18 protein-coding genes and 1 pseudogene are annotated in these 25,098 nt (G+C 59.5%); 6 read left to right on the forward strand and 13 right to left on the reverse strand.

All coding sequences use genetic code 11. The features are described 5' to 3' along the window. The first annotated feature begins 1 nt into the window (after position 1). Genes trpB through ISN39_RS19140 form a run of 4 tightly spaced genes read left to right on the forward strand, consistent with a single transcriptional unit; the run spans position 2 to position 4,391 of the window. Positions 2-1,222 (forward strand): tryptophan synthase subunit beta, encoded by a 1,221-nt coding sequence (trpB, locus tag ISN39_RS19125; RefSeq protein ID WP_194728522.1) that lies wholly within the window; start codon positions 2-4, stop codon positions 1,220-1,222. Positions 1,223-1,225: 3 nt separating this feature from the next. Beyond that, positions 1,226-2,065, forward strand: coding sequence for a tryptophan synthase subunit alpha (trpA, locus tag ISN39_RS19130; protein WP_074066124.1), 840 nt, complete (start codon positions 1,226-1,228; stop codon positions 2,063-2,065). Positions 2,066-2,104: 39 nt separating this feature from the next. Next, positions 2,105-3,007, forward strand: a complete 903-nt coding sequence (accD, locus tag ISN39_RS19135) for an acetyl-CoA carboxylase, carboxyltransferase subunit beta (RefSeq protein WP_074066125.1) — start codon at positions 2,105-2,107, stop codon at positions 3,005-3,007. Between the two features lie 31 nt (positions 3,008-3,038). Then, on the forward strand, positions 3,039-4,391 hold the full coding sequence (locus ISN39_RS19140) for a folylpolyglutamate synthase/dihydrofolate synthase family protein (protein ID WP_194728523.1): 1,353 nt from the start codon (positions 3,039-3,041) through the stop codon (positions 4,389-4,391). A gap of 151 nt (positions 4,392-4,542) precedes the next feature. On the opposite strand, the gene ISN39_RS19145 is transcribed toward ISN39_RS19140, so the two are convergent. Further along, positions 4,543-6,009: an MFS transporter gene (locus tag ISN39_RS19145; protein WP_194728524.1), complete on the reverse strand. Its 1,467-nt coding sequence runs from the start codon at positions 6,007-6,009 to the stop codon at positions 4,543-4,545. A 128-nt stretch (positions 6,010-6,137) separates the two neighbouring features. On the opposite strand from ISN39_RS19145, the gene ISN39_RS19150 reads away from it, so the two are divergent. Both ISN39_RS19150 and ISN39_RS19155 read left to right on the forward strand, forming a co-directional pair. Further along, a complete protein-coding gene (locus tag ISN39_RS19150) occupies positions 6,138-6,755 on the forward strand; it encodes a TetR/AcrR family transcriptional regulator (protein ID WP_194728525.1) in 618 nt (205 codons plus the stop codon). Positions 6,756-6,814: 59 nt separating this feature from the next. Further along, positions 6,815-7,218 (forward strand): annotated as a pseudogene (locus tag ISN39_RS19155) (hypothetical protein); the annotation flags it as partial. A 47-nt stretch (positions 7,219-7,265) separates the two neighbouring features. Here ISN39_RS19155 and trxA read toward each other — a convergent pair. The 12 genes from trxA to ISN39_RS19215 form a co-directional block, all read right to left on the reverse strand. Next, positions 7,266-7,586: a thioredoxin gene (trxA, locus tag ISN39_RS19160; RefSeq protein ID WP_022718427.1), complete on the reverse strand. Its 321-nt coding sequence runs from the start codon at positions 7,584-7,586 to the stop codon at positions 7,266-7,268. A 75-nt stretch (positions 7,587-7,661) separates the two neighbouring features. After that, positions 7,662-11,213: a double-strand break repair helicase AddA gene (gene addA / locus ISN39_RS19165; protein ID WP_194728526.1), complete on the reverse strand. Its 3,552-nt coding sequence runs from the start codon at positions 11,211-11,213 to the stop codon at positions 7,662-7,664. Continuing rightward, complete coding sequence (addB, locus tag ISN39_RS19170) at positions 11,206-14,400, reverse strand: double-strand break repair protein AddB (protein ID WP_194728527.1); 3,195 nt, start codon at positions 14,398-14,400, stop codon at positions 11,206-11,208. The genes addA and addB overlap by 8 nt, the downstream gene beginning before the upstream one ends. 3 nt (positions 14,401-14,403) lie before the next feature. Continuing rightward, positions 14,404-15,138 (reverse strand): nucleotidyltransferase family protein, encoded by a 735-nt coding sequence (locus ISN39_RS19175; protein ID WP_194728528.1) that lies wholly within the window; start codon positions 15,136-15,138, stop codon positions 14,404-14,406. A gap of 24 nt (positions 15,139-15,162) precedes the next feature. Further along, positions 15,163-16,665 (reverse strand): tRNA (adenosine(37)-N6)-threonylcarbamoyltransferase complex ATPase subunit type 1 TsaE, encoded by a 1,503-nt coding sequence (gene tsaE, locus ISN39_RS19180; protein ID WP_194728529.1) that lies wholly within the window; start codon positions 16,663-16,665, stop codon positions 15,163-15,165. Beyond that, complete coding sequence (locus ISN39_RS19185) at positions 16,662-19,241, reverse strand: PAS domain-containing sensor histidine kinase (RefSeq protein ID WP_194728530.1); 2,580 nt, start codon at positions 19,239-19,241, stop codon at positions 16,662-16,664. The genes tsaE and ISN39_RS19185 overlap by 4 nt, the downstream gene beginning before the upstream one ends. A gap of 202 nt (positions 19,242-19,443) precedes the next feature. Then, on the reverse strand, positions 19,444-20,844 hold the full coding sequence (gene ahcY, locus ISN39_RS19190) for an adenosylhomocysteinase (RefSeq protein WP_194728531.1): 1,401 nt from the start codon (positions 20,842-20,844) through the stop codon (positions 19,444-19,446). Positions 20,845-21,008: 164 nt separating this feature from the next. Beyond that, positions 21,009-21,284 carry an HPr family phosphocarrier protein gene (locus ISN39_RS19195; protein WP_194730256.1) on the reverse strand — a complete coding sequence of 92 codons (276 nt, stop codon included), beginning with the start codon at positions 21,282-21,284 and terminating at the stop codon, positions 21,009-21,011. Positions 21,285-21,301: 17 nt separating this feature from the next. Further along, positions 21,302-21,703, reverse strand: coding sequence for a PTS sugar transporter subunit IIA (locus tag ISN39_RS19200; RefSeq protein ID WP_074066135.1), 402 nt, complete (start codon positions 21,701-21,703; stop codon positions 21,302-21,304). Between the two features lie 152 nt (positions 21,704-21,855). Beyond that, positions 21,856-22,308 carry a serine/threonine protein kinase gene (locus tag ISN39_RS19205; protein WP_194728532.1) on the reverse strand — a complete coding sequence of 151 codons (453 nt, stop codon included), beginning with the start codon at positions 22,306-22,308 and terminating at the stop codon, positions 21,856-21,858. Then, the gene (locus ISN39_RS19210; RefSeq protein WP_074066137.1) at positions 22,305-24,098 is read right to left on the reverse strand and encodes a sensor histidine kinase; all 1,794 of its coding nucleotides are present in this window, start codon (positions 24,096-24,098) and stop codon (positions 22,305-22,307) included. The genes ISN39_RS19205 and ISN39_RS19210 overlap by 4 nt, the downstream gene beginning before the upstream one ends. 77 nt (positions 24,099-24,175) lie before the next feature. Further along, positions 24,176-24,907 carry a response regulator transcription factor gene (locus tag ISN39_RS19215; RefSeq protein ID WP_194730257.1) on the reverse strand — a complete coding sequence of 244 codons (732 nt, stop codon included), beginning with the start codon at positions 24,905-24,907 and terminating at the stop codon, positions 24,176-24,178. Positions 24,908-25,098: the final 191 nt, after the last annotated feature.

A 25,098-nucleotide genomic window follows, 5' to 3' on the forward strand; every position in this document is an offset into this window, starting at 1 on the left:
AGTGAACCAGACGCTAAAACCGAATTCCTTCCGTTCCGGTCCCGATGAGGATGGCCGTTTCGGCATCTATGGCGGCCGTTTCGTCGCCGAAACGCTGATGCCGCTGATCCTCGATCTGCAGGAGGAATGGAACAAGGCGAAGGACGATCTCGAATTCCAGGCGCAATTGAAACATCTTGGCAGCCACTACATCGGCCGCCCGAGTCCGCTTTATTTCGCTGAGCGCCTGACTGCCGAGCTTGGCGGCGCGAAGATCTATTTCAAGCGCGAAGAGCTGAACCACACGGGTTCGCACAAGATCAACAACTGCATCGGCCAGATCCTGCTTGCCAAGCGCATGGGCAAAACGCGCATCATCGCTGAAACCGGTGCGGGCCAGCATGGGGTTGCCTCTGCAACGGTCGCCGCCCGCTTTGGCCTTCCCTGCGTCGTCTATATGGGCGCGACGGATGTCGAGCGCCAGGCGCCGAACGTTTTCCGCATGAAGCTGCTTGGCGCCGAGGTGAAGCCGGTGACGGCAGGTCACGGCACGCTGAAGGATGCGATGAACGAAGCCCTGCGCGACTGGGTCACCAATGTCGATGACACCTATTATCTGATCGGCACCGCAGCCGGCCCGCATCCCTATCCGGAAATGGTTCGCGATTTCCAGGCGGTCATCGGCACGGAAGCCAAGGCGCAGATGCTGGAAGCCGAAGGACGACTGCCGGATCTTGTCATCGCTGCGGTTGGCGGCGGTTCGAATGCAATCGGCATCTTCCATCCGTTCCTGGATGACGAAGGCGTAAAGATCGTCGGCGTCGAAGCCGGCGGCAAGGGTCTGCAAGGCGATGAGCATTGCGCTTCGATCACGGCCGGCTCGCCGGGCGTCCTTCACGGCAATCGCACGTATCTGCTCCAGGACGGCGATGGTCAGATCAAGGAGGGCCACTCGATTTCGGCCGGCCTCGATTATCCCGGCATCGGCCCCGAGCATTCCTATCTGAACGATATTGGCCGCGTCGAATACGTGCCGATCATGGATCACGAGGCGCTCGATGCCTTCCAGACGCTGACCCGCCTCGAAGGCATTATTCCGGCGCTTGAGCCGTCGCATGCGCTGGCCGAAGTCATCAAGCGCGCGCCGAAAATGGGCAAGGACGAGATCATCCTGATGAACCTCTCCGGCCGCGGCGACAAGGACATCTTCACCGTCGGCAAGATTCTGGGAATGGGTGTGTAAGTCATGACCGCACGTATGGATAAACGCTTTGCCGATCTGAAGGCTGAAGGCCGCCCGGCGCTCGTGACCTATTTCATGGGCGGCGACCCGGACTACGAGACCTCGCTCGGCATCATGAAGGCGTTACCGGAAGCCGGTTCTGACGTCATCGAACTCGGCATGCCGTTCTCCGATCCGATGGCCGATGGCCCGGCAATCCAGATGGCTGGCCAGCGCGCGCTAAAGGGCGGACAGACGCTTAAGAAGACGCTGCAGCTGGCAGCCGATTTCCGTAAGAGTGACAACGCGACGCCGATCGTGATGATGGGCTATTACAATCCCATCTACATCTACGGCGTCGAGACGTTCCTGGACGATGCGCTCGCATCAGGCATCGATGGCTTGATCGTCGTCGATCTTCCGCCGGAAATGGATGACGAGCTTTGCATTCCAGCGATCAGGAAGGGCATCAATTTCATCCGTCTGGCAACGCCGACGACCGATGACAAGCGCCTTCCGACGGTACTGAAGAACACGTCTGGCTTTGTCTACTACGTTTCGATGAACGGCATCACCGGTTCGGCTCTGCCTGATCCATCGCTGGTCGCCGGGGCCGTGAAGCGCATCAAGCAGCATACCAATCTGCCCGTTTGCGTCGGTTTCGGCGTCAAGACTGCCGATCACGCCAAGGTCATCGGCAGCTCCGCCGATGGCGTCGTGGTTGGTACGGCCATCGTCAATCAGGTGGCGACAAGCCTGAGCAGCGAAGGAAAGGCCACAGCAGATACAGTCCAGGCCGTGGCCACCCTCGTTCGCGGTCTTTCATCCGGAACGCGTTCGGCGCGCCTTGTTGCTGCCGAATAGCGTCCCCACATTGGCTGTAGTCAATCAGGAGTTTTCGACTTGAACTGGATCACCAACTACGTTCGCCCGCGCATCAATTCCATGCTGGGCCGTCGCGAAGTGCCGGAGAACCTCTGGATCAAGTGCCCGGAAACGGGCGAGATGGTCTTCCACAAGGATTTGGAAGACAACAAGTGGGTTATTCCGGCTTCGGGCTATCACATGAAGATGCCGGCAAAGGCACGCCTTGCCGACCTTTTCGACAACGGTGAATACGAGTCGCTGCCGCAGCCGAAGGTCGCGCAGGATCCGCTGAAATTCCGTGATTCCAAGAAATACACGGATCGCCTGAAGGACAGCCGCCTCAAGACAGAACAGGAAGACACGATCCTCGCTGGCGTTGGCAAGGTTCGCGGCCTGAAGCTCGTCGCCGTCGTGCACGAGTTCAACTTCATGGGAGGCTCGCTCGGCATTGCTGCCGGTGAGGCGATCGTCAGAGCCTTCGAGCGTGCGATTTCCGAAAAGTGCCCGCTCGTCATGTTCCCGGCTTCCGGCGGCGCGCGCATGCAGGAAGGCATCCTTTCGCTGATGCAACTGCCGCGCACCACCGTTGCCGTTGATATGCTGAAGGAAGCTGGCCAGCCCTATATCGTCGTTCTCACTAACCCGACCACGGGCGGCGTAACGGCCTCCTACGCTATGCTGGGCGATCTTCATCTGGCAGAGCCGGGCGCTGAAATCTGCTTCGCCGGCAAGCGCGTCATCGAACAGACGATCCGCGAGAAGCTGCCGGAAGGTTTCCAGACCTCGGAATACCTGCTCGAGCACGGCATGGTCGACATGGTCGTCAAACGGCACGATATTCCGGAAACGCTTGCGCGTGTCCTGAGCATCCTGACCCGGAAGCCCGCCAACTCGGTTACGGTGAATGGCGGCACGATCGCAATCGCAGCGAGCGCGTGATTGACATAAACCTGCTTGGGCGGGGTGCTGAATGATACCCAGAGGCCAGACCGCAGTGAGTGAAGCAGCGCAGGAGATCGACAAACTCATGGGATTGCATCCCAAGGGTTTCGATCTTTCGCTCGATCGCATCACCCGCCTTCTCGAAGTTCTCGGCAATCCGCAGAACCGGCTGCCGCGGGTCATTCATGTTGCCGGAACAAATGGCAAGGGTTCGGTTACAGCCTTTTGCCGCGCATTGCTGGAAGCCGGTGGCTACGGCGTCCATGTCCATACCTCGCCACATCTGGTCAACTGGCATGAGCGCTATCGGATCGGTCTTAAGGGCGGCCGGGGTCAGTTTGTCGACGATGCGGTTTTTGCAGAAGCGCTTCGACGCGTTGCTGAAGCGAATGCCGGCCAGAAAATCACGGTCTTTGAAATCCTGACGGCGGTGACTTTCCTTCTCTTTTCCGAGCACCCGGCCGATGCGGCAATCATTGAGGTCGGTCTCGGCGGACGGTTTGATGCGACAAACGTCATCTCCGATCCGGCCGTTTCGGTCATCATGCCGATCTCGCTCGATCATCAGCCCTATCTCGGCGACCGCGTCGAACTGATCGCGGCTGAAAAAGCCGGCATCATGAAGCCCGGCTATGCCGTGGTGATCGGCCATCAGGAATATGACGCAGTCCTGGATGTCCTGATGTCGACTGCCGAGCGCTTGCATTGCCCGACCGCTGTCTTCGGCCAGGATTACATGGCGCATGAGGAGTATGGCCGCCTCGTCTATCAGGACGAATTCGGTCTCGCCGATCTGCCGTTGCCGCGCCTTCCCGGCCGCCATCAATATGCCAACGCTGCGGCAGCGATCCGCGCCGTCAAGGCAGCAGGTTTCGTTGTCACCGAAGCGATGATGGAAAAGGCTATGAATTCCGTCGAATGGCCCGGTCGCCTTCAGCGGCTGACCGAGGGCCGCCTTATCGCACACGCCCCGGCCGGTGCCGAAATCTGGGTCGATGGGGGCCATAATCCCGGTGCTGGCGAAGTTATCGCCGAGGCCATGGCGAATTTCGAGGAAAAGCATCCGCGGCCACTCTACCTCATAACCGGCATGATCAATACCAAGGACCCGGTCGGCTATTTCAGGGCCTTTGTCGGGCTTGCGGAAAAGGTCTTCTGCGTACCGATCCGTGGCAGCGAGGCGATGATCGATCCGGTGATCCTGTCAAATTCTGCCTATGATGCAGGCCTAGTCGCAGAGCCGAGGGCCACAGTCGGTGAAGCGTTGGAGGCGATCCAGGAGATCCTTGATCCGCAAGCTCCGGCGCCCAGGATCCTGATCGGCGGGTCACTCTATCTCGTCGGCGATGTTCTTGCTGACAACGAAACACCCCCGAAATGAAAGAAGCCCGGTCGAAGCCCAGCCTCTAACCGAAATGTGGAAGCATTCTGCAGACTCAATTGTCGCAGAATGCCTATTTTTGGGACGTCGTAAACTAAGTCGCAAAACTGTCGCTTCGATCGGGGATTTTCGCGGCACCGCTTTCGGATCGCTATTCCGGCAGCGTTCTTGGCAGCCAGAGCCACGCAATGATTCCGACGACAAGCATGAGCAACCCTCCGACTCCGACTGCGACATGCAACCCGATAAGGAAGGCTTCTTTGGCCTGTGCGACGGTCTCAGGGGGAAGGCCCGGCCGATCCAGGGTCTCGTTGAGCGTGCCCGCTACGCCGGGACCAAGCAGGCGGAAGCTCAGGGCGGCCAGCGATCCGAGCAGAGTGATGCCGAGCGCATTTCCCAGCTCGTTGCTGGTTTCCGCGATGGATCCGGCCGCGCCGGCTCGTTCGGGCGAAACCGCCGAGACAGCGACCTCGGCCACGAGGCTGAACGACAGTCCGTAGCCGATGCCGGCGATGAGCGTTGATGCGATGAAGGCCGCGCCACCAACGTCGGTGCTCGTAAGCAGCAGCAAAAAGACGCCCGCACCTATCAGTAGATGCGTCGCCACAAGAGCAGTCTTGCGGCCGATCCACTCCACGATGCGCGCGGTGCCCATGCACGTCGCGGTCAGCACGATGGCCCCCGGCAGGGTCAGCAGCGCCGTGGTAAAAACATCGAAGCCAAGCACCGATTGCAGATAGATCCCGGACAGGTAGCCGGCGACAGACCAGACGACGAGGGATAAAAGCCCGGTCAGGATTGCGATGGAGAAAATGCGATCTCGAAATAGGCTGAGATCGAGCAGCGGATAGTCGATGCGGGTCTGTCGGCGCAGGAACAGCGCGAGGGCAAGAATGCCGATGATCCCGCCGCCGGACTGCGCCGCCGTAAAGCCCTCCGCTGCGGCGATCTTGAGAGACCAGGTGAACAGCAGGATGCCGACGAACGACAGCAGGAGACTCGGCAGGTCGATCCGACCATAGGTCGTCGAGCGGACCTCGCGAAGCAGGATCGGCGCTACGATCAGGAAGGCGAGCACGACGGGGACATTGATGAGGAACACGACGCCCCACTCGAACTGCCTGAGCAACATGCCGCCGATCAGGGGGCCAATGGCGAAGCCGGCTGCGAATGTCGCGGCGAAGATGCCGATGGCCCGCGCGCGCAGCCGCGGATCGGGAAACAGGGCGCTGACGATTGCCAGCCCGGACGGCAGCAATGTCGCACCGCCCAGCCCCATGAGCGCCCGTGCGGCTATCAGCATCAATGGAGATTGCGAATAGGCCGCGCCGAGCGATCCCGCACCGAATACCACCGCGCCCACCATAATCAGCTTGAGCCGCCCATAGCGGTCACCGATATTGCCGAAGACGATGAGCAACGAGCCGACCACGAAGCCGTAGATGTCGAGAATCCAGAGCGCCTGGTCGGCTGTCGGCGTCAGGGCGGACGTGACGTGCGGCATGGTGAGGTAGAGAATCGAGCCGTCCATTGCGACGAGCAGGACCAGCGGCAGCACGGCCATGAGGCCGAGCCATGCCTTTCGGTTCACCGAGCTTGGAAGTGCCATATCGGTCATCGGGCAAGTCCTTTTGCGAACGGCGCGCGCAGGCGTCCCGCTTCGGCCGCTGACGGAAGACCAGCGGATGGTTGCGTTGGAAGGGTTGTATCTATATACTTTAAGTAAGTTACATTTGGTATATAGAGATGTCAAGCACACCCGATGACACGCAGATTGCCCCGAAGCGAGTCCGTTTGAGCCGTGAACAGCGGCTACGCCAGCTTCTCGACGTGGCGTGGCGGCTCGCGCGCGAAGAAGGCGCCGATGCGCTGACGCTGCCGCGCATGGCGGACGAGGCCGGTGTTACAAAGCCGGTAATCTACAACCATTTCGGTACCCGCAACGGCCTGTTGACGGCTCTCTATCAGGACTTCGACGCGCGCCAAACGGAGGTGATCGACGCCGCGCTTGAAGCCTGCGCCCCGATCTTGGAAAGAACCGCAAGGGTGATCGCTTCGTCCTACGTCGAATGCGTGCTGGCCCAGGGCCGTGAGATTCCAGGCGTGTTGGCCGGGCTTGCCGGCTCCCCCGAACTGGAGGCCGTCAGACGCGACTATCAACTGGCGTTCATCGAGAAATGCCGAAAGGCGTTGGCTTCGTTCACGGGCCCAAAGGGCATCATGCAGTCCAGCTTCTGGGCGGTGCTCGGGGCGGCCGATTCGTTATCTCATGCCGCTGCGACGGGAGAGATCACCATCGAACAGGCTCAAGGCGAACTCTATGAGATCATCGTTGCAATGGTGAGCAGGAGCTTTCACACTTAACGGGCGGCAGGCAATCGCAGGACTCCGGCAGTTTCGCGACGAAGCTATTCGGCTCATGCAATTGCCCGACCGCTGTCTTCGGCCAGGATTACATGGCATGAGAAATATGGCCGCGTCGTCCATCAGGGCGAATTCGGTCTCGCCGATCTGCCGTTGCCGCGCCTTCCCGGCCGCCATCAATATGCCAACGCCGCCGCAGCGATCCGCGCCGTCAAGGCAGCAGGTTTCGTCGTCACCGAAGCGATGATGGAAAAGGCTATGAATTCCGTCGAATGGCCCGGCCGCCTTATCGCACACGCCCCGGCCGGTGCCGAAATCTGGGTCGATGGGGGCCAGTGGTGAAGCGTTGGACACGATCGAGGAGATCCTTGATCCGCAGGCTCTGGCGCCCAGAATCCTGATCGGCGGGTCGCTCTATCTCGTCGGCGATTTCTTGCTGGCAACGAAATACCCCCCGAAATGAAAAAAGCCCGGTCAGAGCCGGGCTTTTCATATCATTGTGCAATGAAATTAAGCGGCGTTCGAAATCCAGCTCGAAAGAGCAGTCTTCGGAGCAGCGCCAACCTTGATATCGGCAACTTCACCAGCCTTGAAAATGGCAAGCGTGGGAATCGAGCGGACGCCAAACTGGGCTGCCAGTTCCGGGTTTTCATCGATATTAAGCTTCGCGACCTTAACCTTGCCTGCGAGTTCGGTTGCAATTTCCTCAAGGCTCGGAGCGATCATCTTGCACGGACCGCACCACTCGGCCCAAAAATCAACGACGACGGGTTCTGCAGATTCCAGAACTTCCGACTGGAAGTTGTTGATATCGACTTTCACGGTAGCCATAGGCTGCTCCTTTAGCGGAATTTACTGTTGATCCACATGTGATGGTGCGGTGCCGAACTTTCAATGTCCGGTATTTCACTTTGTTTTGAGTCCTGCAAGCGCCATTTCGAGCTCGCGCTCGGTCAAGGTATAAACAGTGGCGTTCTCGGTATAGACCAGCACGCAATCGATGTGCTTGCCGGGATAGAGCGGCGTCAGGATTTCGCGGTAGATCGCAAGCTGCGCCTGATGCGCAAAGGGAATGTCCTTTTGGGTCGCGGGCGGCACGCGATTGGTTTTATAGTCGAGAACGACGACGCGATCGTCGAATACGGCCAAGCGATCGACACGGCCGGAAATGGCATAGTGGCCCCCCTTCAAGGTGAGCGTCCCCATGATCGAGACTTCCGGCTGCGTGTGCACTGCAAAAATCGCCTGAAGGCTGTCCTCCGCCAATAGTTTCAGCACCGAATCGATCAGTCGCTGCCGTTCGGTTTCCGGCCAGAAACGTGCAGCACGGCTTGCGTAACGGGCCGCCGCGTCCGCTCTCTCGGCTGGAGTGATGTCCGGTAAAGTCTGCAGCATGCGATGGATCAGACGCCCCTTTTCCAACGACCGGTCGGAGCGTGTTTTTTCCGCAAAGAGCGGCGAATTGATCAAGAGGTCATCCGCCTCCTCATCGATGATGGTTCCGGCGCCGGATGGGCTGAGAGGTCTCGGCAACTGCCTTTGCGGCGGGAGCGGCCCGAGAATGCTGGAGGGCAAGGCCTCGCGCTCGTTCCGATCTTCCAGCTTCTCGGAGCGCTCGAACGTGCGGCCCACTTGCGGCACGCGCCATTTCACGCCCTGCCATTCACCGTCCGGTCCTTCGAAGGTTGCCGGTGTAACATGCGGGTGACTGTCTGCCATCGCCGATGAAATCATCATGTGCCACGTATCGCTGTTTGCCCTGACACCGCGATAACCGCAAACAATCAACCGGTCGGCGGCGCGTGTCATCGCTACGTAGAGCAGCCGCCGGTATTCCTCTTCGGCCAATTTCTGAAGTCGTGCCGCATCGGCTTGCGTCATCGAATTGGCAAGGTCGCTGACCGGAACCCAGACAGGTATTGGAGGGGTTTCTGCATTTGTTTCGAGCAGGCGCAGTTTCGGCATGTGGGTATGCGTGAAAGCTTTGGAGCCGCCGTCGACAAGAAAAACGATCGGTGCTTCCAGCCCCTTAGAAGCATGCACGGTCATGATCCGAACCTCGTTGCGGCCCTTGTCCTGCTCACGCTTCACTTCGGGCGCTTCGAGTTCCAGCGTGGAGATGAAGGATTGCAGGCCGGGCAACCCCGAGCTTTCGTGATCAAACGTGAATGTGAGGAACTCGTCCAGAATATCGCTGACCTCGGTGCCGAGACGCGCGAGAAATTGCCGCCGGCCGCCGTGAACGCCAAGCAGACGCGAGTAAAAGTCGTGGACGGAGAGGTTTCGCGATTGATGAAGAAGTAGCGTGAGCTTTTCTGTCACGGTCGCATATCGCTCGTGACCGTCGAGTGCGAATTGTTGCAGGTGAGCCCACACGCTTGCATGGTCGCTACGCAGTGCAGCGAGTGCGAAGATATCGTCTTCCGATAGGTCGACCAGCGGGCTCTTGAGCACCGCCGCCAGTGAAAGATCATCCTGCGGCAACAAGAGGAAGCGGCCAAGCGCCAGCAAGTCCTGAACGGCGATATGGCTGGTCAGCCTGAGGCGGTCTGCGCCTGCGACCGGAATATTGTTGCGCCGTTTCAGTGCGCGGGTCAGGGCATTGACGAAGGCATCGCGCTTACGGACCAGCACAAGGATATCGCCCGCCCGAATAAGACGCTCCTTGCCCTTCTCGACGATCGTCTCGTGGCCGACAAGCCGCTCGATCGTATGGGCCATACGCCGGGCAAGAATAGCAGCTGGCGCGCTTTCGGGCGTCGCGTCAAAGGGCGCTGTCCAGTCTTCGTCCTTAACGGTGGCTTCAGGGGCGATCATCTCCCAGAGATCGACGGCACCTGGGTGACCGATGCGGCTAGAGCGGTGAACGACCGGTTCTTCGACGGCGCTGAGGCCTCGCGCGTTTTCGGATGATGTGAAGATATGGTCGACCGCAGCGAGAACGTCGGATGTCGAGCGAAAGGAAAGGGGCAGACGCACCGACGAAAACATTTGACCGCTTGCCGAGACCCGCCTCCTTGTACGTTCGCTCTCCTCGGAGAAACGTTCCGGGCGCGCGCCCTGGAAGGAATAGATCGATTGCTTCTCGTCGCCGACGGCAAACAGCGTCCGCACGAGCGGCCGCGCACTTTCGCCGGAAAAGAAATCTTCCGCCAGCGACTGGATCACGCTCCATTGGATTGGGCTCGTATCCTGCGCTTCATCGACCAGAATGTGATCGATACCCTGGTCGAGCTTATAGTGAATCCAAGGCCCGACGCCGCTTTTCGTCAGCAGATCCGCGGTGCGCGTGATGAGATCTTCGAAATCCAGCTGACTGCGCTGCTTTTTCAGCTCGTCATAGTCCCGGTTCAGCCGGTCAGCGAGGATAATCGCTGCATGCGTGGCATTGAACATCCGCATGATCTTGAGACGGTCGCGGCAGGCGACGATATGCGCGCGCGCTTCAGCGATCGCATCTGCAAGCTCAGGTGCATCGGAGAGCATGGCTTTGACGGTGAATTGCGAATCCGACTTAGGTTCGCCCTTCGCCGTCAGGAAAATCTTTTCCAGCAATTCGGCGCGCTTTGTCGCATTCCGCTCATTGGAAGCCTGCCGCAAGCCATAGGCGACTTCCTGCGCTTTCGCGCCACCCTTTTGGGCTGTCAATGTCAGGTAAAGATCGAACGTCAGGCCGAAGAGACCCGGTAGCGGCCAGTATCGCGAGGTGATCTGGGCCTCTGTTTCGTCGGCGGATAGTTGCAGTTGCCTGCGCAGCGTGGTCGCAATCCCGCCTCGTTGCTCAGCCGCGGAAATGAAGCGGCGAATGGCGTTACGGCTGGCGACGATCTCGCCAAGTAGTGTCTCCAGCCCGGTCTCGTCACCGAGATTGAGAATATAGGAGAAGGCATCGGCAAGGTCTGGATCCTGCTCGGGTGTCGTCGCGGTCAACAGCGAGCGGCGGGCATCGGCGAGCAATGTCGCTGCGGCGCGATCGTCGAGAACCGAGAAGTGTCCGGCGACATTGGCCTCCAGTGGAAACTGATGCAGCAAGGCCTCGCAAAAGGCATGGATGGTCTGGATTTTCAACCCGCCCGGCGTTTCCAGCGCCTTGGCAAAAAGCCGTCTCGCTTCGGCAAGCTTGAGTCGATCCGGCGCTTCGCCTTCGATCTGCGTTATCCGGTTCTTGAGTTCCTCGTCCGGCAGCACCGCCCACTCGGCCAAACGTGCGAAGACACGATTCGACATTTCGGATGCGGCGGCCTTGGTATAAGTGAGGCAGAGGATGGCCGAGGGCCGCGCACCGGAAAGCAGAAGGCGGATGACGCGCTGCGTCAGCACGTGCGTCTTGCCGGAACCGGCATTGGCCGAAACCCAGGCTGACCGCGACGGGTCGGAGGCAATCGACTGCTGGATCGTCGTCCAGCTTATCCACATGCCCGGATCGTCGCCTTCCGGAAGTGCGGTCGGATCACTCATCGCCGCCCCCTTCTTCGTTTTCGGCCGTCGACCATTCGGAAACGCGCGCAAGGTGATCGTAATCACCACCGAAATCGAACTGCTGCGCCGGAATTAACCGTGAAGTGAAGCCACGTTCGCCGGATTGCAGAAGAGACACGAATTTGACCAATTGATCGATCGATTCCTCTGCCAGATCGAGGGCCGATTTTGCCTTGTCGCTTCGAGTGGAAGTTTCATTGTTGACTACATCGGTGTCGAAACGGCTGCCGGGGCGAAGGCGCACATAGATGAGATCCTGCGGTGTCAGACTTCCGACGTCGCGAAAGGCGCCGGCGCTGAGCGCGGCGGCCTCAAGCGCCAACTGCGGGTCGAGCAGCGCGCGCGCCTGTGCGGGCGATGGATTGTATCCGGTCTTGTAGTCGATGATGTCGGCAGCGTTCGGCCCCGTCACATCGATGCGATCCGCAACGCCTGTCAACCGGATATTGATCGGTTCGAGTTCCACGCCGCCGCGCACTTCCGTATAAGTCTTGCGGATCGCCGGTCGGCGTTCGGCTTCCCATTCGAGGAATGCGCGCGCCACCTCCCTGAAACGCGGACGCCACACTGCATCAATGTGCGACGGCAGGCGCTCCATGTCGAAGAGCTCCATCAGGATGGTTTCCATTGCTTGCGCGGCTTCCGGCGTACCTGCAGCATGTCCTTCACGGACAAAGCGGTCGATGATCGTGTGATAGAGCGTCCCGCGTTCCGCAGCACCTGGATCGCGATTGAAGGGATCCACGGGGTCAAGCCGCAAGATGCGCCGGGCATAGATGGCATAAGGATCGCGCCGCAGGCGGCCAACTTCGCTGAAGGAATAGGATTTCGGCTGCAATTCAAGGGGCGGTGTAGGCGAGGGGCGTTGTGCGGGTGCTTGGCTCTTGCTCTCGTCCAGCAGGCTTACCCAATGCACGAAGCGGTCGCCGCGTGCTTTCAGTTCCCTTTCGAAAGCCTCGCCGCCCAGCGCCAGCAGCCGCTGAAGCCAGCGCGAAGCGACCGTCGGCGTCGAGCCTTGCCGCAGCGAGCGCGAATAGATCAGATGCCGTGTTCCGCTCGCCATTGCGAAGTCATGGGCCAGTTGGCCGATGCGCCGCTCCGGCGGCTCGAGGCCGATTTCCGTCTTCATCGTGCGCGAGATGAAGGGATTGTTAGCCGTTTGGCCGGGCCAGGAGCCTTCATTCAGTCCACCCAGGATCAGCGTGTCGACGCTTTGCAGACGCGCCTCCAACGTGCCGAAAATGAAGACTCTTGGATGGCTGAGCGCGCGCGGTTTGACCGCCTGGCCGGCCGAAAGCGCCGCCATGATATCGATCCATTGCGGTCCATCGGCTTCGATCTGGCCCTCCGTCTCGATCACCTCTCCGAGCAGGCTTGCAAGTGAATCCCCCGCTTCACCAGCCCAGAGATTGGCGAGGTTGCCGCGTTCATCGACTGCCACAGCTTCGAGTGCCCGTCCGGTCCGCTCCGCCCAATCGGAAAGAGTGAAGCTGGCCGTCAGTCCACGGCCATCCGGCCGGTGCCGGACGAGCGCGGATGCCAGCGGTTCGGTCGCATTCGACATCCGCCGGGCAAGATTGCGCGCTTGCTCCACCGCTTCCGGTGGCAGCGACCTGCGCCAATTCGGCGCGTGTCTGTCCCTTGCCTGCTCTGAAAGTTGATGCTCCAGCAAAGGCTCCAACGCGCTGATATCAACCGCGGCAACACCGCCACGCAGGGCGAGCAGTTCGAGTGCTTCGACGGCTTGCGTGAGCGCGCCGCGTTCGAGGCCGAAGCGGGCCAGCGGATGCTTGAGCAATGCTACGATTGTGACCGGATCGCCGGGCCGGAGTGTTGCCTCGAGGAGCAGTTGAAGGAGTGTTCCCTGCAGCATAGCCGCAAGTGGCGTACCGGCCGAGTCGTCGGCCAGGATGCCGAAACGGGAGAGCTCTGCCATGACGCGCCGGGCCAGATTTCGGTCCGGTGTGATAAGCGCTGTCTGGCTGTCGCCGTTTCGTCCCGGCTGCTCCAGTGCCAGCCGCAAGGCTATGGCGATCGCCGTCGCTTCTTCACGTTCGTTTGTGGCTTCGATCAGCGAGACATCGGCAAAGGCAGCCGCCAATGCCTCGTCCGGGAGTTCCTTCTTCCATTCGCCCCAATTGCTCGTCGCTTCCGCTGGAGCGAGCGCACGGGAAAGAATTTCTGCGCGGCGATGTAGATCTTGTTCCGCCTCCTCGATCGCAACGACGTCGCCGCGCGTGAAGTTCAGCCGTTTGAGGAGGGACGAAAGGCCATATTGCGGGTGGCTTCGGCTGGCGGGGTTGGTCCGCTCCCCAGCGGTAATCTCTGGCGCAACCAGCTGCCAATGCGCATCCGGCATGGATAGATCGAGGCCCGGAAGGACGATCACGCCCTCAGGCAGATTGGCGACGGCAGCGATGAGGTCGGCCGTTGCCGGCATCGAGCCAGTGGACCCGGCAATAATAATCGGTCCGGCAGGTTTTGCCGTTGCGAGCCGGTGGGCTTCCGCACGTAGGATTGCATTGCGATGGCGTGCCGGTGACGATTTTCCGAGTTCGGCAAGCCGTTCCGGCCAGAAAGCGATGGCGATCTGCAGAAATTCGGCCGTCAACTGCCACCACAGAGCGTGATCTTCGGCATCGAGTTTCGTGAGTTCCGACCACTCGCGATCCTCGGTCTCGATGGAATCGATCAGTTCGGCAAGATTGCGTGCGAGCCAGATCGCGTCTGCCGGGCTCGCCGGCGCGGCCAAGGGCGAATCGGCGTGGATACGCCGCACGATCTCTGGCAGCCTGTTGCGCCAGGCGAGGATGAGGCGGGCAAGCTCCAGCAAGCGCGCCGTGTTCGAAAGCGGCTGCGCGAGATCGAGGGTTGCAGGCAGCGCCTCCTCGAAATAGCCGCTGTCGTCATCCGTCTCGCCGAGCGGCCGGATAACCGGCAGGATCGCCGAACGGCCGCCGAGAAGATCGACGAACTCCGAACGCAGCACGCGGGCGGCGCGTCGCGTTGGCAGGTAGATCGTTACTTTGGAGAGCGAAAGCGGATCATCCGGATCATGCCGGAAGAGCGGCGTCAGTCCTCCGTCGCAGAGCGTTGCGGCAAGCGTCTTCAGGAAAGGCAGACCTGCCGGGATCGTTAGAACGCGAGGCTGGTGCCGTTCGGTCATCCGTTACACAAACGTCCGGAAGCGCCGGATCGTTTCCTCCGCTTCGCCGATCGCCTCCGGCGTGCCGACTGTCAGCCAATGGCCTTCGAGCATCATGCCCAAAAGCCGCCCGCGCTCGATCGCCTTGTCGAAATAGATATTGAGATTGAACGGGTCATCGGCGGGAGCATCGTCCAAAAACGATGTGTCTATGACGATTGCACCGGCATAGACGACCGGGTTCGGACCCCTTTCACGATAGCGGGTAAGCCTGCCATCCGGGGCGAGGTTGAAATCATTCTTGCCATTGTGGCCGGTCGTATCCGCGAGTTTGACGCAGAGCATGGCCATATCCATGCGGTCTGCATCGAAGAATCCGGCTAAACGACGAAGGTTGCTCGGCCGGTCAGGCCGTTCACCGATCCAGAAAAGATCGGCATTGGTGACGAAAATCGTGCCGCGACCAAGGAGCTTGAGGCCCTTTGCCAGGCCGCCGCCATTGTTCATCAGTCGGTCGCGCTCGTCGGAAATGATGATATCGAGCGCTTTGTAAGAATTCAGATGTGCGAGCATCTGATCGGCGAGATGATGGACGTTGACGACCGCCTTCTCAACGCCTGCCTCCGCAAGCGAATCCAGTGCATAGTCGATCATTGGCTTGCCGTCGATTTTCACCAGCGGCTTCGGGATTGTATCGGTGATTGGGCGCATGCGGGTGCCAAGGCCGGCAGCCAGCACCATGGCTTGTTTGATGGTCATCTGATCCGGAACTTATGATTCGCTTTAACCTATTCCAGCCCTTGCGCACCAATCGCGCAAGGGGGCAAGCGCTTCATGGTCAAGCGCCACCTTAAGATAGGAGAGCGTGCGGGGCATGTGTTTCGTATAGCCGGGCTTTCCGTCGCGCTGCAACAGCCGCACCCAGAGACCGGCAAGCTTGCAGTTACGCTGAGCCGACATGATCGCCCAGCTTTTCAGGAAGCCGGCTTCGTCAAAATTGCCCTGTGCGCGGCGAAAAGCCAAATAGTCGTCCATGAGCTGCCTGAACAGGGCAGGTTCGATGGTGACGCGCGCATCCTGCACGATGGATGCAAGATCATAGGCGGTCGGGCCAATCATGGCGTCCTGAAAATCGATGAGGCCGATCTTCTGAATGCCTTTTTGTCCTTCGCGCCAGATGATGTTTGGTGAATGGAAGTCCCGGAGCAACAGATTTTTTTCTGCCGATGCGAGTTCATCGATGAGCCTATCCCAGATCGCCAGATATTCATCACGCTCGGCATCGCTGGCAGCTGTACCGCGCTTCCACGGGAGATACCAGTCGAGAACAAGGCGCACTTCCATCTTCATGGCGGTGCGGTCAAAATCGGGAATGTGGTGGATGTGGCTATCGGTGACGCGGATATCCTGCGGAATCTTCATCCCGTGCAAATGCGCAAGACAGGCGACACTTTGTCGGTAACGCGATGCGATGGGCTTGCCGCCCTCATCAAGCACGCCATCGCTGCCGAGATCTTCGATCAGCAGAATGCCCTCGGCATAGTCGACCTCATAGATCTCGGGCGTTGCAAAGCCTCTTTCGCGCAGCGCATTGGCAATTGCAACGAAGGGATAGGCATTCTCGGCAATATGGGCAACCTTCGGATAAGGCTTTCCGTCGAGTACCGCCGGTCCCTCGGGAAGCGGCGGCCAATCCATCAGTATCTTGCGGTCCTGGCGATCCGGATAGACCGCTTCGTAGGCGCGCAGCGACGCATCACCCGTCAGGAAGCGGCGTTTTGCCATCGGGTGCCCGGCTTTCGCGAGAAAAGCGCGGATTGCAAGAACGCGGCGGATTCTCTGCATCTGTGCGGGCGGTGCGCAAATCGTTGCGCGCCGGCCCCTGCCTTCATGCTCAAGTTTCATCACGATACGATCGGCGGGCAATTCGTCTTCTGCCATTTCCGGCCATTCGACAAGGCAGATACCGTTCTGAAGCGCTTCGTCGAAGCCGAGTTCCTCCAACTCCGCACCGTCAGCGAGGCGGTAGAGATCGAAATGCGAAACCGGAAACCGCAAATCGTAGGATTGAACCAGCGTAAATGTCGGGCTCGGGACCTCAAGCCGCTCGTCATCCGCCATGGCGCGCAGAAACGCACGGGCAAGGGATGATTTTCCAGCGCCGAGATCTCCCGAAAGTGCCAGGCAATCGCCAGTCTTCAGCGCGAGCGCCAAATCTTCCCCAAGGCGGATTGTTGCCGCCTCGTCTTCCAGGAAAAGGGAGATTGTGCCGCCCTTCGTGATCATTCTGCTGCTGCGACTGAATGCGGCAGGTTGACCGAGGGAATCCGGCAAATAACCTTCGTGCCTTTGCCCGGCTGGCTATCGATCGAAACCCTGCCGTTATGTAGGCTGACGAAACTGTCAACAATCGAAAGGCCGAGGCCTGCACCGCCGCGCTTGCCGCTTTTTGCGCCCGTGGCAAAACGATCGAAGACTGTCGCGATCATGTCCTGCGGAATACCGGGGCCTCGGTCGCTGACGGAGAAGACGAAATCCGTGCCCTCGCGATGGCATTCGAGAGAGATTGCCGCACCTTCCGGTGAAAAATTCGCAGCATTGGAAAGTAGCTTCAATAGGATTTGTTTCAAGCGCTGGGGATCGGCGACGATCGAGCCAAGATAGGCGGGCGCTGTGATCTCCAGCGTCACGCCGCTTTCCTGCAGCCGGTCGGCAATCTGCATGGAAACATCATCAAGAAGATCGTTGAGGTCGATTTCCGAATAGTTGAGCCTCATAATGCCGGCATCGACGGTGGCAAGATCGAGAATATCGTTTACCAGCGTCAGCAGCACGGACGAGGACGTCGAAATGTGGTCGATATATTCGGCCTGACGTTCGTTCAGCGGTCCGACACTCGGGGTGCGCAGCAGGTCGGCAAAACCGATGATATTGGTCAGTGGTGAGCGCAGCTCATAGGAGACATGCTGGACGAAATCGTTCTTCAGCTCGTCGGCCTTGCGCAGCGCCTCGTTCTTCTCAGTCAGCGCACGCTCAGCGCGGACGCTGTCGGTCATGTTGACGAAAGTCAGCATCGTCTGGGCATTCGGCAGCGGAATGACGGCGTAATCCAGCACAAGGCCAGAGAGCAATTCCAGTGTTCCCTGACTGGAACGGCGTTCGTCATCGAAGCTGGTAATCAGCTCCGCAAAGGTCTTCCAGCCGTCCGGCCGGTCATAGGACTGTAAGCACGTTTCGCCAACCGCACGAATATGCGTTCCCGGCTTGGCCTCGGCTTCGGTAATGCCCCAGAGCATACGGAAGGCCGGGTTCGAAAGGCGAATACGGCCGTCGGCTCCGAAAACGGCGACGCCTTCGGAGAGATGGTCGATCGTTTCGCCTTGGACCTTGACCAGTGTGTTGTATCTCGTTTCGAGAGCGACCTGTTCGGTTAAATTCTCGAAAACCCAGGTTGCGCCGCCTTGTGGATGTGCCGTCGCAAAGACCCGCAGCGTCTGACCGTTCGGCAGATGCCAGAGGTCCGTTTGCGTATCGAGTGCCCGATAGACGGAAAGTGCGGTTTCTTTCCAGCTTTTCCAGTTGAGCTGATCTGGAAGCTTCTTTGCGGCGCGCAATCGCTCCAGCAACTCGGCGTTGTCGGGCTTACTTTCGAGGAAAGCGATATCGAGTTCCCAGAGCGCGACGAAGGCCTGATTATAAAACTGCAAGCGGCGCTCGCCATCGAAGATCGCTACGGGCGTCGCAAGATGGTCAAGTGTCTCGGCATGGCTCTTCAGCGTCCGCTCAAGCTCGGCGCGGACGGATGCGGCTTCAGAAACGTCGATCGCTATTCCCGCGGAACCGCTTGGCAACTTCACGTCAACGACGTCGAAAAAGGTGCGATTGCCGCGGACGACCGTCGAAATCTTGTCGTGGAAGGGTGATTCGGGCGTCGCCGCAACGCGGATGTGTTCGCGGGCGACCGTCGTCAGGAATTCCCGCCCCTCATTGATCGCGTGCTGGGGCGACGTCGCCTCGACCGCATCGCCATAGGCCTGATTGACCCAGGTGAGGCGCCCCTCGGTATCGCGCTGCCAGGCGGGCAGGTCGATCGCATCGAGCAGGTTCTGGAAGGCCGAGATCGAGGACATCAGCCGGTCGCGCTCGATCTTCAGTTCGGCAAGCTCGGCGCGGAGATTGTTGAGCGCCACGAAACGCACGAAGGCGCGGCCACCGGAAACCCGGCCTTGCGCCTCGAGGATTTCTTCGCGACTGGTTTCGACAACCATATCGAAGCTCTGTGCAACACCACGTAGACGATCAATCGCTCTTTCGAGCTCTGTAGCGGAACGGGGTTTCAGCCAGAGGCCGAACGCCAGGAATTCGCCGTCCTGCGGCGCACCGGTTTCGGCTGGAAGCTGGCCAAGCAGTTCCGGCCGCTCATTGCCGTCCCAGACAACGATGCGGCGATTCTTGTCGGCGATCAGCGCCTGGTATTGCGAAATGCGCTGATGCGCATCGGAAAGGGCGGAGCGGATTTCACGGCTTTCGTTTTCAAGATTACCGCGCTGGCGCACGAGCCAGAGAGTCGAAAGCAGGGCTGCGGAAATGACGCCGATCACGACGGAAAAGCCGACGACCTGCGAAGACGTGAAAAGTTGTGCGGATGCTGCTGCTTCGGATTCGACTTGGGCCAGCACCGGCCGCGCCAATGCTGCGATTGCCGTTCCGCCTGCGCAAATCCTCGCGAGCCGCGTCAGTGACCCCGAGCTTTGCTTCACGGCTTTTTTGGCCGTATGTTCTCGGCCTGCCTCGTGTGAACGGATGTCAGGCCAAGCGCCCTCGTCCGCCTGTCCCGGCAGGCTGTGATTCATTTCCGACATCAGCGGTATGTCTCCGTCCTTCAATGTGCCGCATCACGACAAGACATCCCATTTTCGGGCAAACCGGATACCTCCGCGCCACGAATCGAGTTCTAGAACAATACTTCGGAAGGGAATCGGCGGGAAGGTGGGATCCAAAAAATAGGGATGCCGCATTTGTCAATGCGGCATCCCCAAGATGTTGTGGATATTGTTGCCGAGGTTAATATCTGTAGTGGTCGGACTTGAAAGGACCCTTCGGCGAGACGCCGATATAGGCGGCCTGTTCTTCAGAAAGCTGCGTCAGTTTCACGCCAAGCTTGTCGAGGTGCAGGCGGGCAACCTTCTCGTCGAGATGCTTCGGCAGAATATAGACCTTGTTTTCATACTGACCGGGCTTGGTGAAGAGCTCGATCTGCGCCAGCGTCTGGTTGGTGAAGGAGGCCGACATCACGAAGGACGGATGGCCTGTCGCGTTGCCGAGATTGAGCAGGCGGCCTTCCGAGAGAAGGATAATGCGATTGCCCTTCGGGAACTCGATCAGATCGACCTGCGGCTTTACATTCGTCCACTTGAGGTTACGGAGTGCCGCGACTTCGATTTCATTGTCGAAGTGGCCGATATTGCCGACGATCGCCATGTCCTTCATCTGACGCATATGGTCGATGCGGATGACATCCTTGTTTCCGGTCGTGGTGACGAAGATATCAGCCGACGGGACGACGTCCTCGAGCAGCACGACTTCGTAACCGTCCATCGCTGCCTGCAGCGCGCAGATCGGATCGGCTTCCGTGACCTTGACGCGGGCGCCGGCGCCGGAAAGCGATGCCGCTGAACCCTTGCCGACGTCGCCATAGCCGCAGACGACGGCAACCTTACCGGCCATCATGACGTCGGTGGCGCGGCGGATGCCGTCAACCAGCGATTCCTTGCAGCCATACTTGTTGTCGAATTTCGACTTGGTGACCGAGTCGTTGACGTTGATCGCCGGGAAAGGCAGCAGACCCTTCTGGCTGAGCTGGTAGAGGCGGTTGACGCCGGTGGTGGTTTCTTCCGTGACGCCCTTGACCGCATCACGCTGCTTCGTGAACCAGCCCGGTGAAGCGGCAAGCCGCTTCTTGATCTGTGCGAAGAGGATCTCTTCTTCTTCGGAATGCGGGTGCGAGAGTACATCTTCGCCGGCTTCGGCACGCGCGCCGAGCAGGATGTACATGGTGGCATCGCCACCATCGTCGAGAATCATGTTGGAGAGGCCGCCATCGGCCCACTGGAAGATCCTGTCGGTGTAGACCCAGTAATCTTCGAGCGACTCGCCCTTGACGGCAAAAACCGGTACGCCGGATGCGGCGATTGCGGCAGCGGCATGGTCCTGGGTCGAAAAGATGTTGCAGGAAGCCCAGCGGACTTCTGCGCCGAGCGCGGCGAGCGTTTCGATCAGAACGGCCGTCTGGATCGTCATGTGCAGCGAGCCGGTGATGCGCGCGCCCTTCAGCGGCTTTGACGGGCCGAATTCGGCGCGACAAGACATGAGGCCCGGCATTTCAGTTTCGGCGATCGAAATTTCCTTGCGGCCGAAATCCGCCAGACCGATATCGGCGACGACATAATCTCTTTCAGTGCTCATCGAGGTCTCCAGCTGAATAGCGTCTCATAAGCGCGCAGTTGACGGCGCGATAGCTCGAACGCGTGCATTGACGCACGGCCATGCTCGCCGTGTAGCAGGCTTCGCAGGCGATGGCAATAAAGATATAAAGAAGTCTTTATATGTTTATATGAAGCCCGGAAGGCTTACATTTCTTCGCCGAACTTGTCCTGGATCAATCGATCCAATGCGTTCAGCGCTTCGGCGGCCTGGTTGCCGCTCGCGGAAACGAGAACGGTCGTGCCCGGACTCGCGGCAAGCATCATCAAGCCCATGATCGAGGTGCCGCCGACCGTCATTCCGTCCTTGGAGACAGTAACGGCAGCGTCGAATGTTTCGACCATTTGGACGAATTTGGCGGAGGCGCGCGCATGAAGGCCGCGCTTGTTGACGATGAGCAGTTCCCGGGAAAACGAGGTCATGGCGGGACTTGTTTTCATCATTTGCCACTCAGAACGCGGCTGGCGACGTTGATGTATTTCCGCCCGGCCTCCGACGCTTCGATGAGCGCCTTTTCCATGTTGTTTTCGCCCCGCACGCCAGCAAGCTTGATCAGCATCGGCAAGTTCATGCCGGCAATCACTTCGGTATGACCGCTGCTCATGACCGAAATAGCGAGATTGGAAGGAGTACCCCCGAACATATCGGTCAGGATGACGACGCCGTGGCCATCGTCCGCGCTAGAGACCGCCTGCAAGATATCCTGCCGTCTCTGATCCATATCGTCTTCGGGGCCGATGCAGACCGTCTCGATAAATTTCTGAGGACCGACGACATGCTCCACAGCATGACGAAACTCTTCAGCCAGCTTGCCATGAGTGACAAGCACAAGTCCGATCATGATTCAACTGCTCCCAATGGCATATAAACGGTGGCCCCAATATCGCAACGCAGCAATCGCGTCCACCGGTGGGGGCACATCTTGGCCATCAAAAGCCGAAGTGCAAGATAAAAATGCAGACATATGCGGCGAATGCGCCTATGCGGCAGGCATTATCGGCCGATGTCCGGTGCCATGGCCATCAAAATCGCGAGAGGTACTGGAGCGTTTGGCAGCAAGCGCAGAGCCGGCAGCGAAAAGCCTTCTGCGAATTGCGCGACGTCGTTGTCGGGCGGCAGACGATTTTCGCCCGACGTACTGCCGGGCAGCACGGCATAATGCATCGGGGCGAGCGGAACGCTTTCGCACTTGACGATGCCGGTACCGCGCAGCTCGATCAAACCAGAGATTGCGGGAGGTCGTTCAGCGATCATCTGTCCATCGCGTTTCGACAGAAATACCTGATCGTCGGCGACCAGTGAGGCGGGCAGCCCCATCCGTTTGGCTTCCGTGATGCACGTGAATGCCAGCATGGATTTACCCCAGCCGGAGGGGCCGACAAAGAGCAGGCCGGTCTTGTTGACGACGATCGCCGTGGCGTTGATGTTGAAAGTTGCGCCCGTCATGATGACACCGAGACTGCCGGCAGGGCGAGAATGAAGCGGGCGCCAAGCACTTCTGCCGTTTCTGCATCGATGATGTTTTCGGCACGCAACGAGCCGCCATGTGCCTCCGCGATCTGACGGCTGATCGACAGGCCAAGACCGGAATTTTGCCCGAACCCTTCTGACTCGGGCCGGTCGGTATAGAAGCGCTCAAAGATGCGGTCGATATTTTCAGCCTGGATGCCCGGACCGTTGTCTTCGATATAGACAATGCAGCGTGACCGTGTGCGGAACAGCCGGACGGTGATCTTGCCGCCTTCATCCGGAACGAAGGAGCGGGCATTCTCGATGAGGTTGGTGATGATCTGGCCGATACGGAGATCATGACCATTGACGACGAAACGCGTCTTGACGCCGGGCTTGCGTTCGATCGCGAGCTCGATCTGTACCTCTTTGTTCTTGTGGCGAATCTGCCTTGAAACCTCCACCAGATCGCTGAGGAATACCTCGAGATCGACGGATCGGGCATCGACACGGGCAAGTTCGGCATCGAGGCGCGAGGCGTCGGAGATATCGCTGATGAGGCGATCGAGGCGGCGGACGTCGTGCTGGATCACATCCATCAACCGCTTCTTGGAATCGTCCGACTTGGCTAGCGGCAGCGTTTCCACGGCGCTGCGAAGCGAGGTCAGTGGGTTCTTGAGCTCATGGCTGACATCGGCGGCAAAGCTCTCGATCGCATCGATACGGTCATAAAGTGCGGTTGTCATCTCGCGGAGCGCGATCGAAAGGTTGCCGATCTCGTCCTGGCGGGCCGAGAAATCCGGGATTTCCTCGCGCTCCTTTGCGCCGCGCCGGACGCGGATCGCCGCAGCCGAGAGACGGCGAAGCGGATTGGCGATGGTCGACGAAAGGACCAGCGACAACAGAACGTTGACGAGTGTCGCCACACCGAAGACGCGCATGATCGCCAAGCGTTCGGCATGAACGATGTTGTCGATGTCACCGGCCTGCGTCGAAAGCAGCAGAACGCCGAGAACGGCACGAAAACGCTGGATCGGGACAGCTACAGAGACGATGAGTGCGCCCTTGTCAGTGGTGCGTACAACGGCGCCGCGCACTCCCGTCAACGCATTCATCACTTCCGGATAGATCGACCCGTCGCCACCCGGCGCTTCCTTGTAGACCGGCAGATTCCCAGGCTGGAGCGCCTTGTTGAAAAGCGTTGTAAGCCATTCAGCCCAAGTCTGCTTCTCTTCCTCCACCGGCGGCAGGTCGAAGCGCAAGACCTGACCTCGCGAATAGAGATGGCGCGAATCGAGAAGCAAGTTGGCATCGGCATCAAAGATGCGGGCACGCGTCCGCGTGGGCGAGATCAGCCGTCTGAGAACCGGTGCTACCTTTTCCGGATCGATCGGGAATTCAAGATCCTCATCATTCGGGACGGGCGTAATGCTCTGCCCGGCCTGCAGTTCGAGAAGCTTCTGCGGATCGATGGTGATCGAGTTCGTATCGACGGAGGCCGATGCCGAAACCGCACCGGCGATGATTTCGCCCTGCGTGAGCAAGCTCTCGACGCGGGCGTCGATCAGGCCCTCGCGAAACTGGTTGAGGTAAAGAATGCCGCCGACCAGGACGAGCAGTGCTGCGAGATTGAAGAAGAGGATGCGGCGCGTCAGGCTCGAAAAGACCGCATTGCCGAAGATGCGGCGAATGATGGTGAAGGGATGCGACCAGCGCCTTCCCCTGACACGGCGGCCGCTCAAGCCTTCCGCGTCATCCAAATCCCTTTCCTGCACCAACTGTGCCAACGACAGGCCCTTTCGGAGGGCGTGGCGGTCTCCCGCCTCCAGCCCTCGACAATACTCATGCGCCGCGCCGACAGGCGTCAGGCTGCTTCGCGGAAGCGGTATCCCACTCCGTAAAGCGTTTCAATCATATCAAAGTCGGTATCGACCATCTTGAATTTCTTGCGAAGCCGCTTGATGTGGCTGTCGATGGTACGGTCGTCGACATAGACCTGTTCGTCATAGGCCGCGTCCATCAACGCGTCGCGGCTTTTCACCACGCCCGGCCGCTGTGCGAGCGAGTGAAGGATCAGGAACTCGGTTACCGTCAGCGTCACCGGTTCGCTCTTCCATGTGCAGGTATGGCGTTCCTGGTCCATCACCAGCTGGCCGCGTTCGAGTGAGCGCGCGAGCTGGGCAGCGCCTGTTTTTGGCGCGGCGCCAGCGCCAGCAACCGTCGTTGTTTCCCGGCTGGAAGCGCGGCGAAGCACGGCGCGGACCCGTTCCACGAGCAGTCGCTGGGAGAATGGCTTGGTGATGAAGTCATCGGCGCCCATCTTCAGGCCGAACAGTTCGTCGATCTCCTCGTCCTTGGAAGTGAGGAAAATCACCGGCATATCGGATTTCTGCCGCAACCGGCGCAAGAGCTCCATTCCATCCATGCGCGGCATCTTGATATCGAAGATAGCGAGTTGCGGAGGGCGCGCGATAAGGCCATCGAGGGCCGAGGCGCCATCCGTATAGGTTTCGACCTTGTATCCTTCGGCTTCCAGTGCGATCGACACGGAAGTCAGGATGTTGCGGTCGTCGTCAACGAGCGCGATTGTCGCCATGGTGTTCGTCTCCGTCATCTATGCGCATCTCCCGGAATTTCTGATGTCCCCAGGCCGGCCCAACGACCGGATGCGCTTATGGAGGATAAAGGTGGAACAAATTGTGGCAAAGATAAAGGGCAGGCATTGCTGCAATGTGCAAATGGTGGACGCACGTGGCGCGGCAAAAACCAATCCAAAACGCTTAATTC

It is taken from the genome of Rhizobium sp. 007 (assembly GCF_015353075.1).
In the GTDB taxonomy this organism is placed as follows: Bacteria; Pseudomonadota; Alphaproteobacteria; order Rhizobiales; family Rhizobiaceae; genus Rhizobium.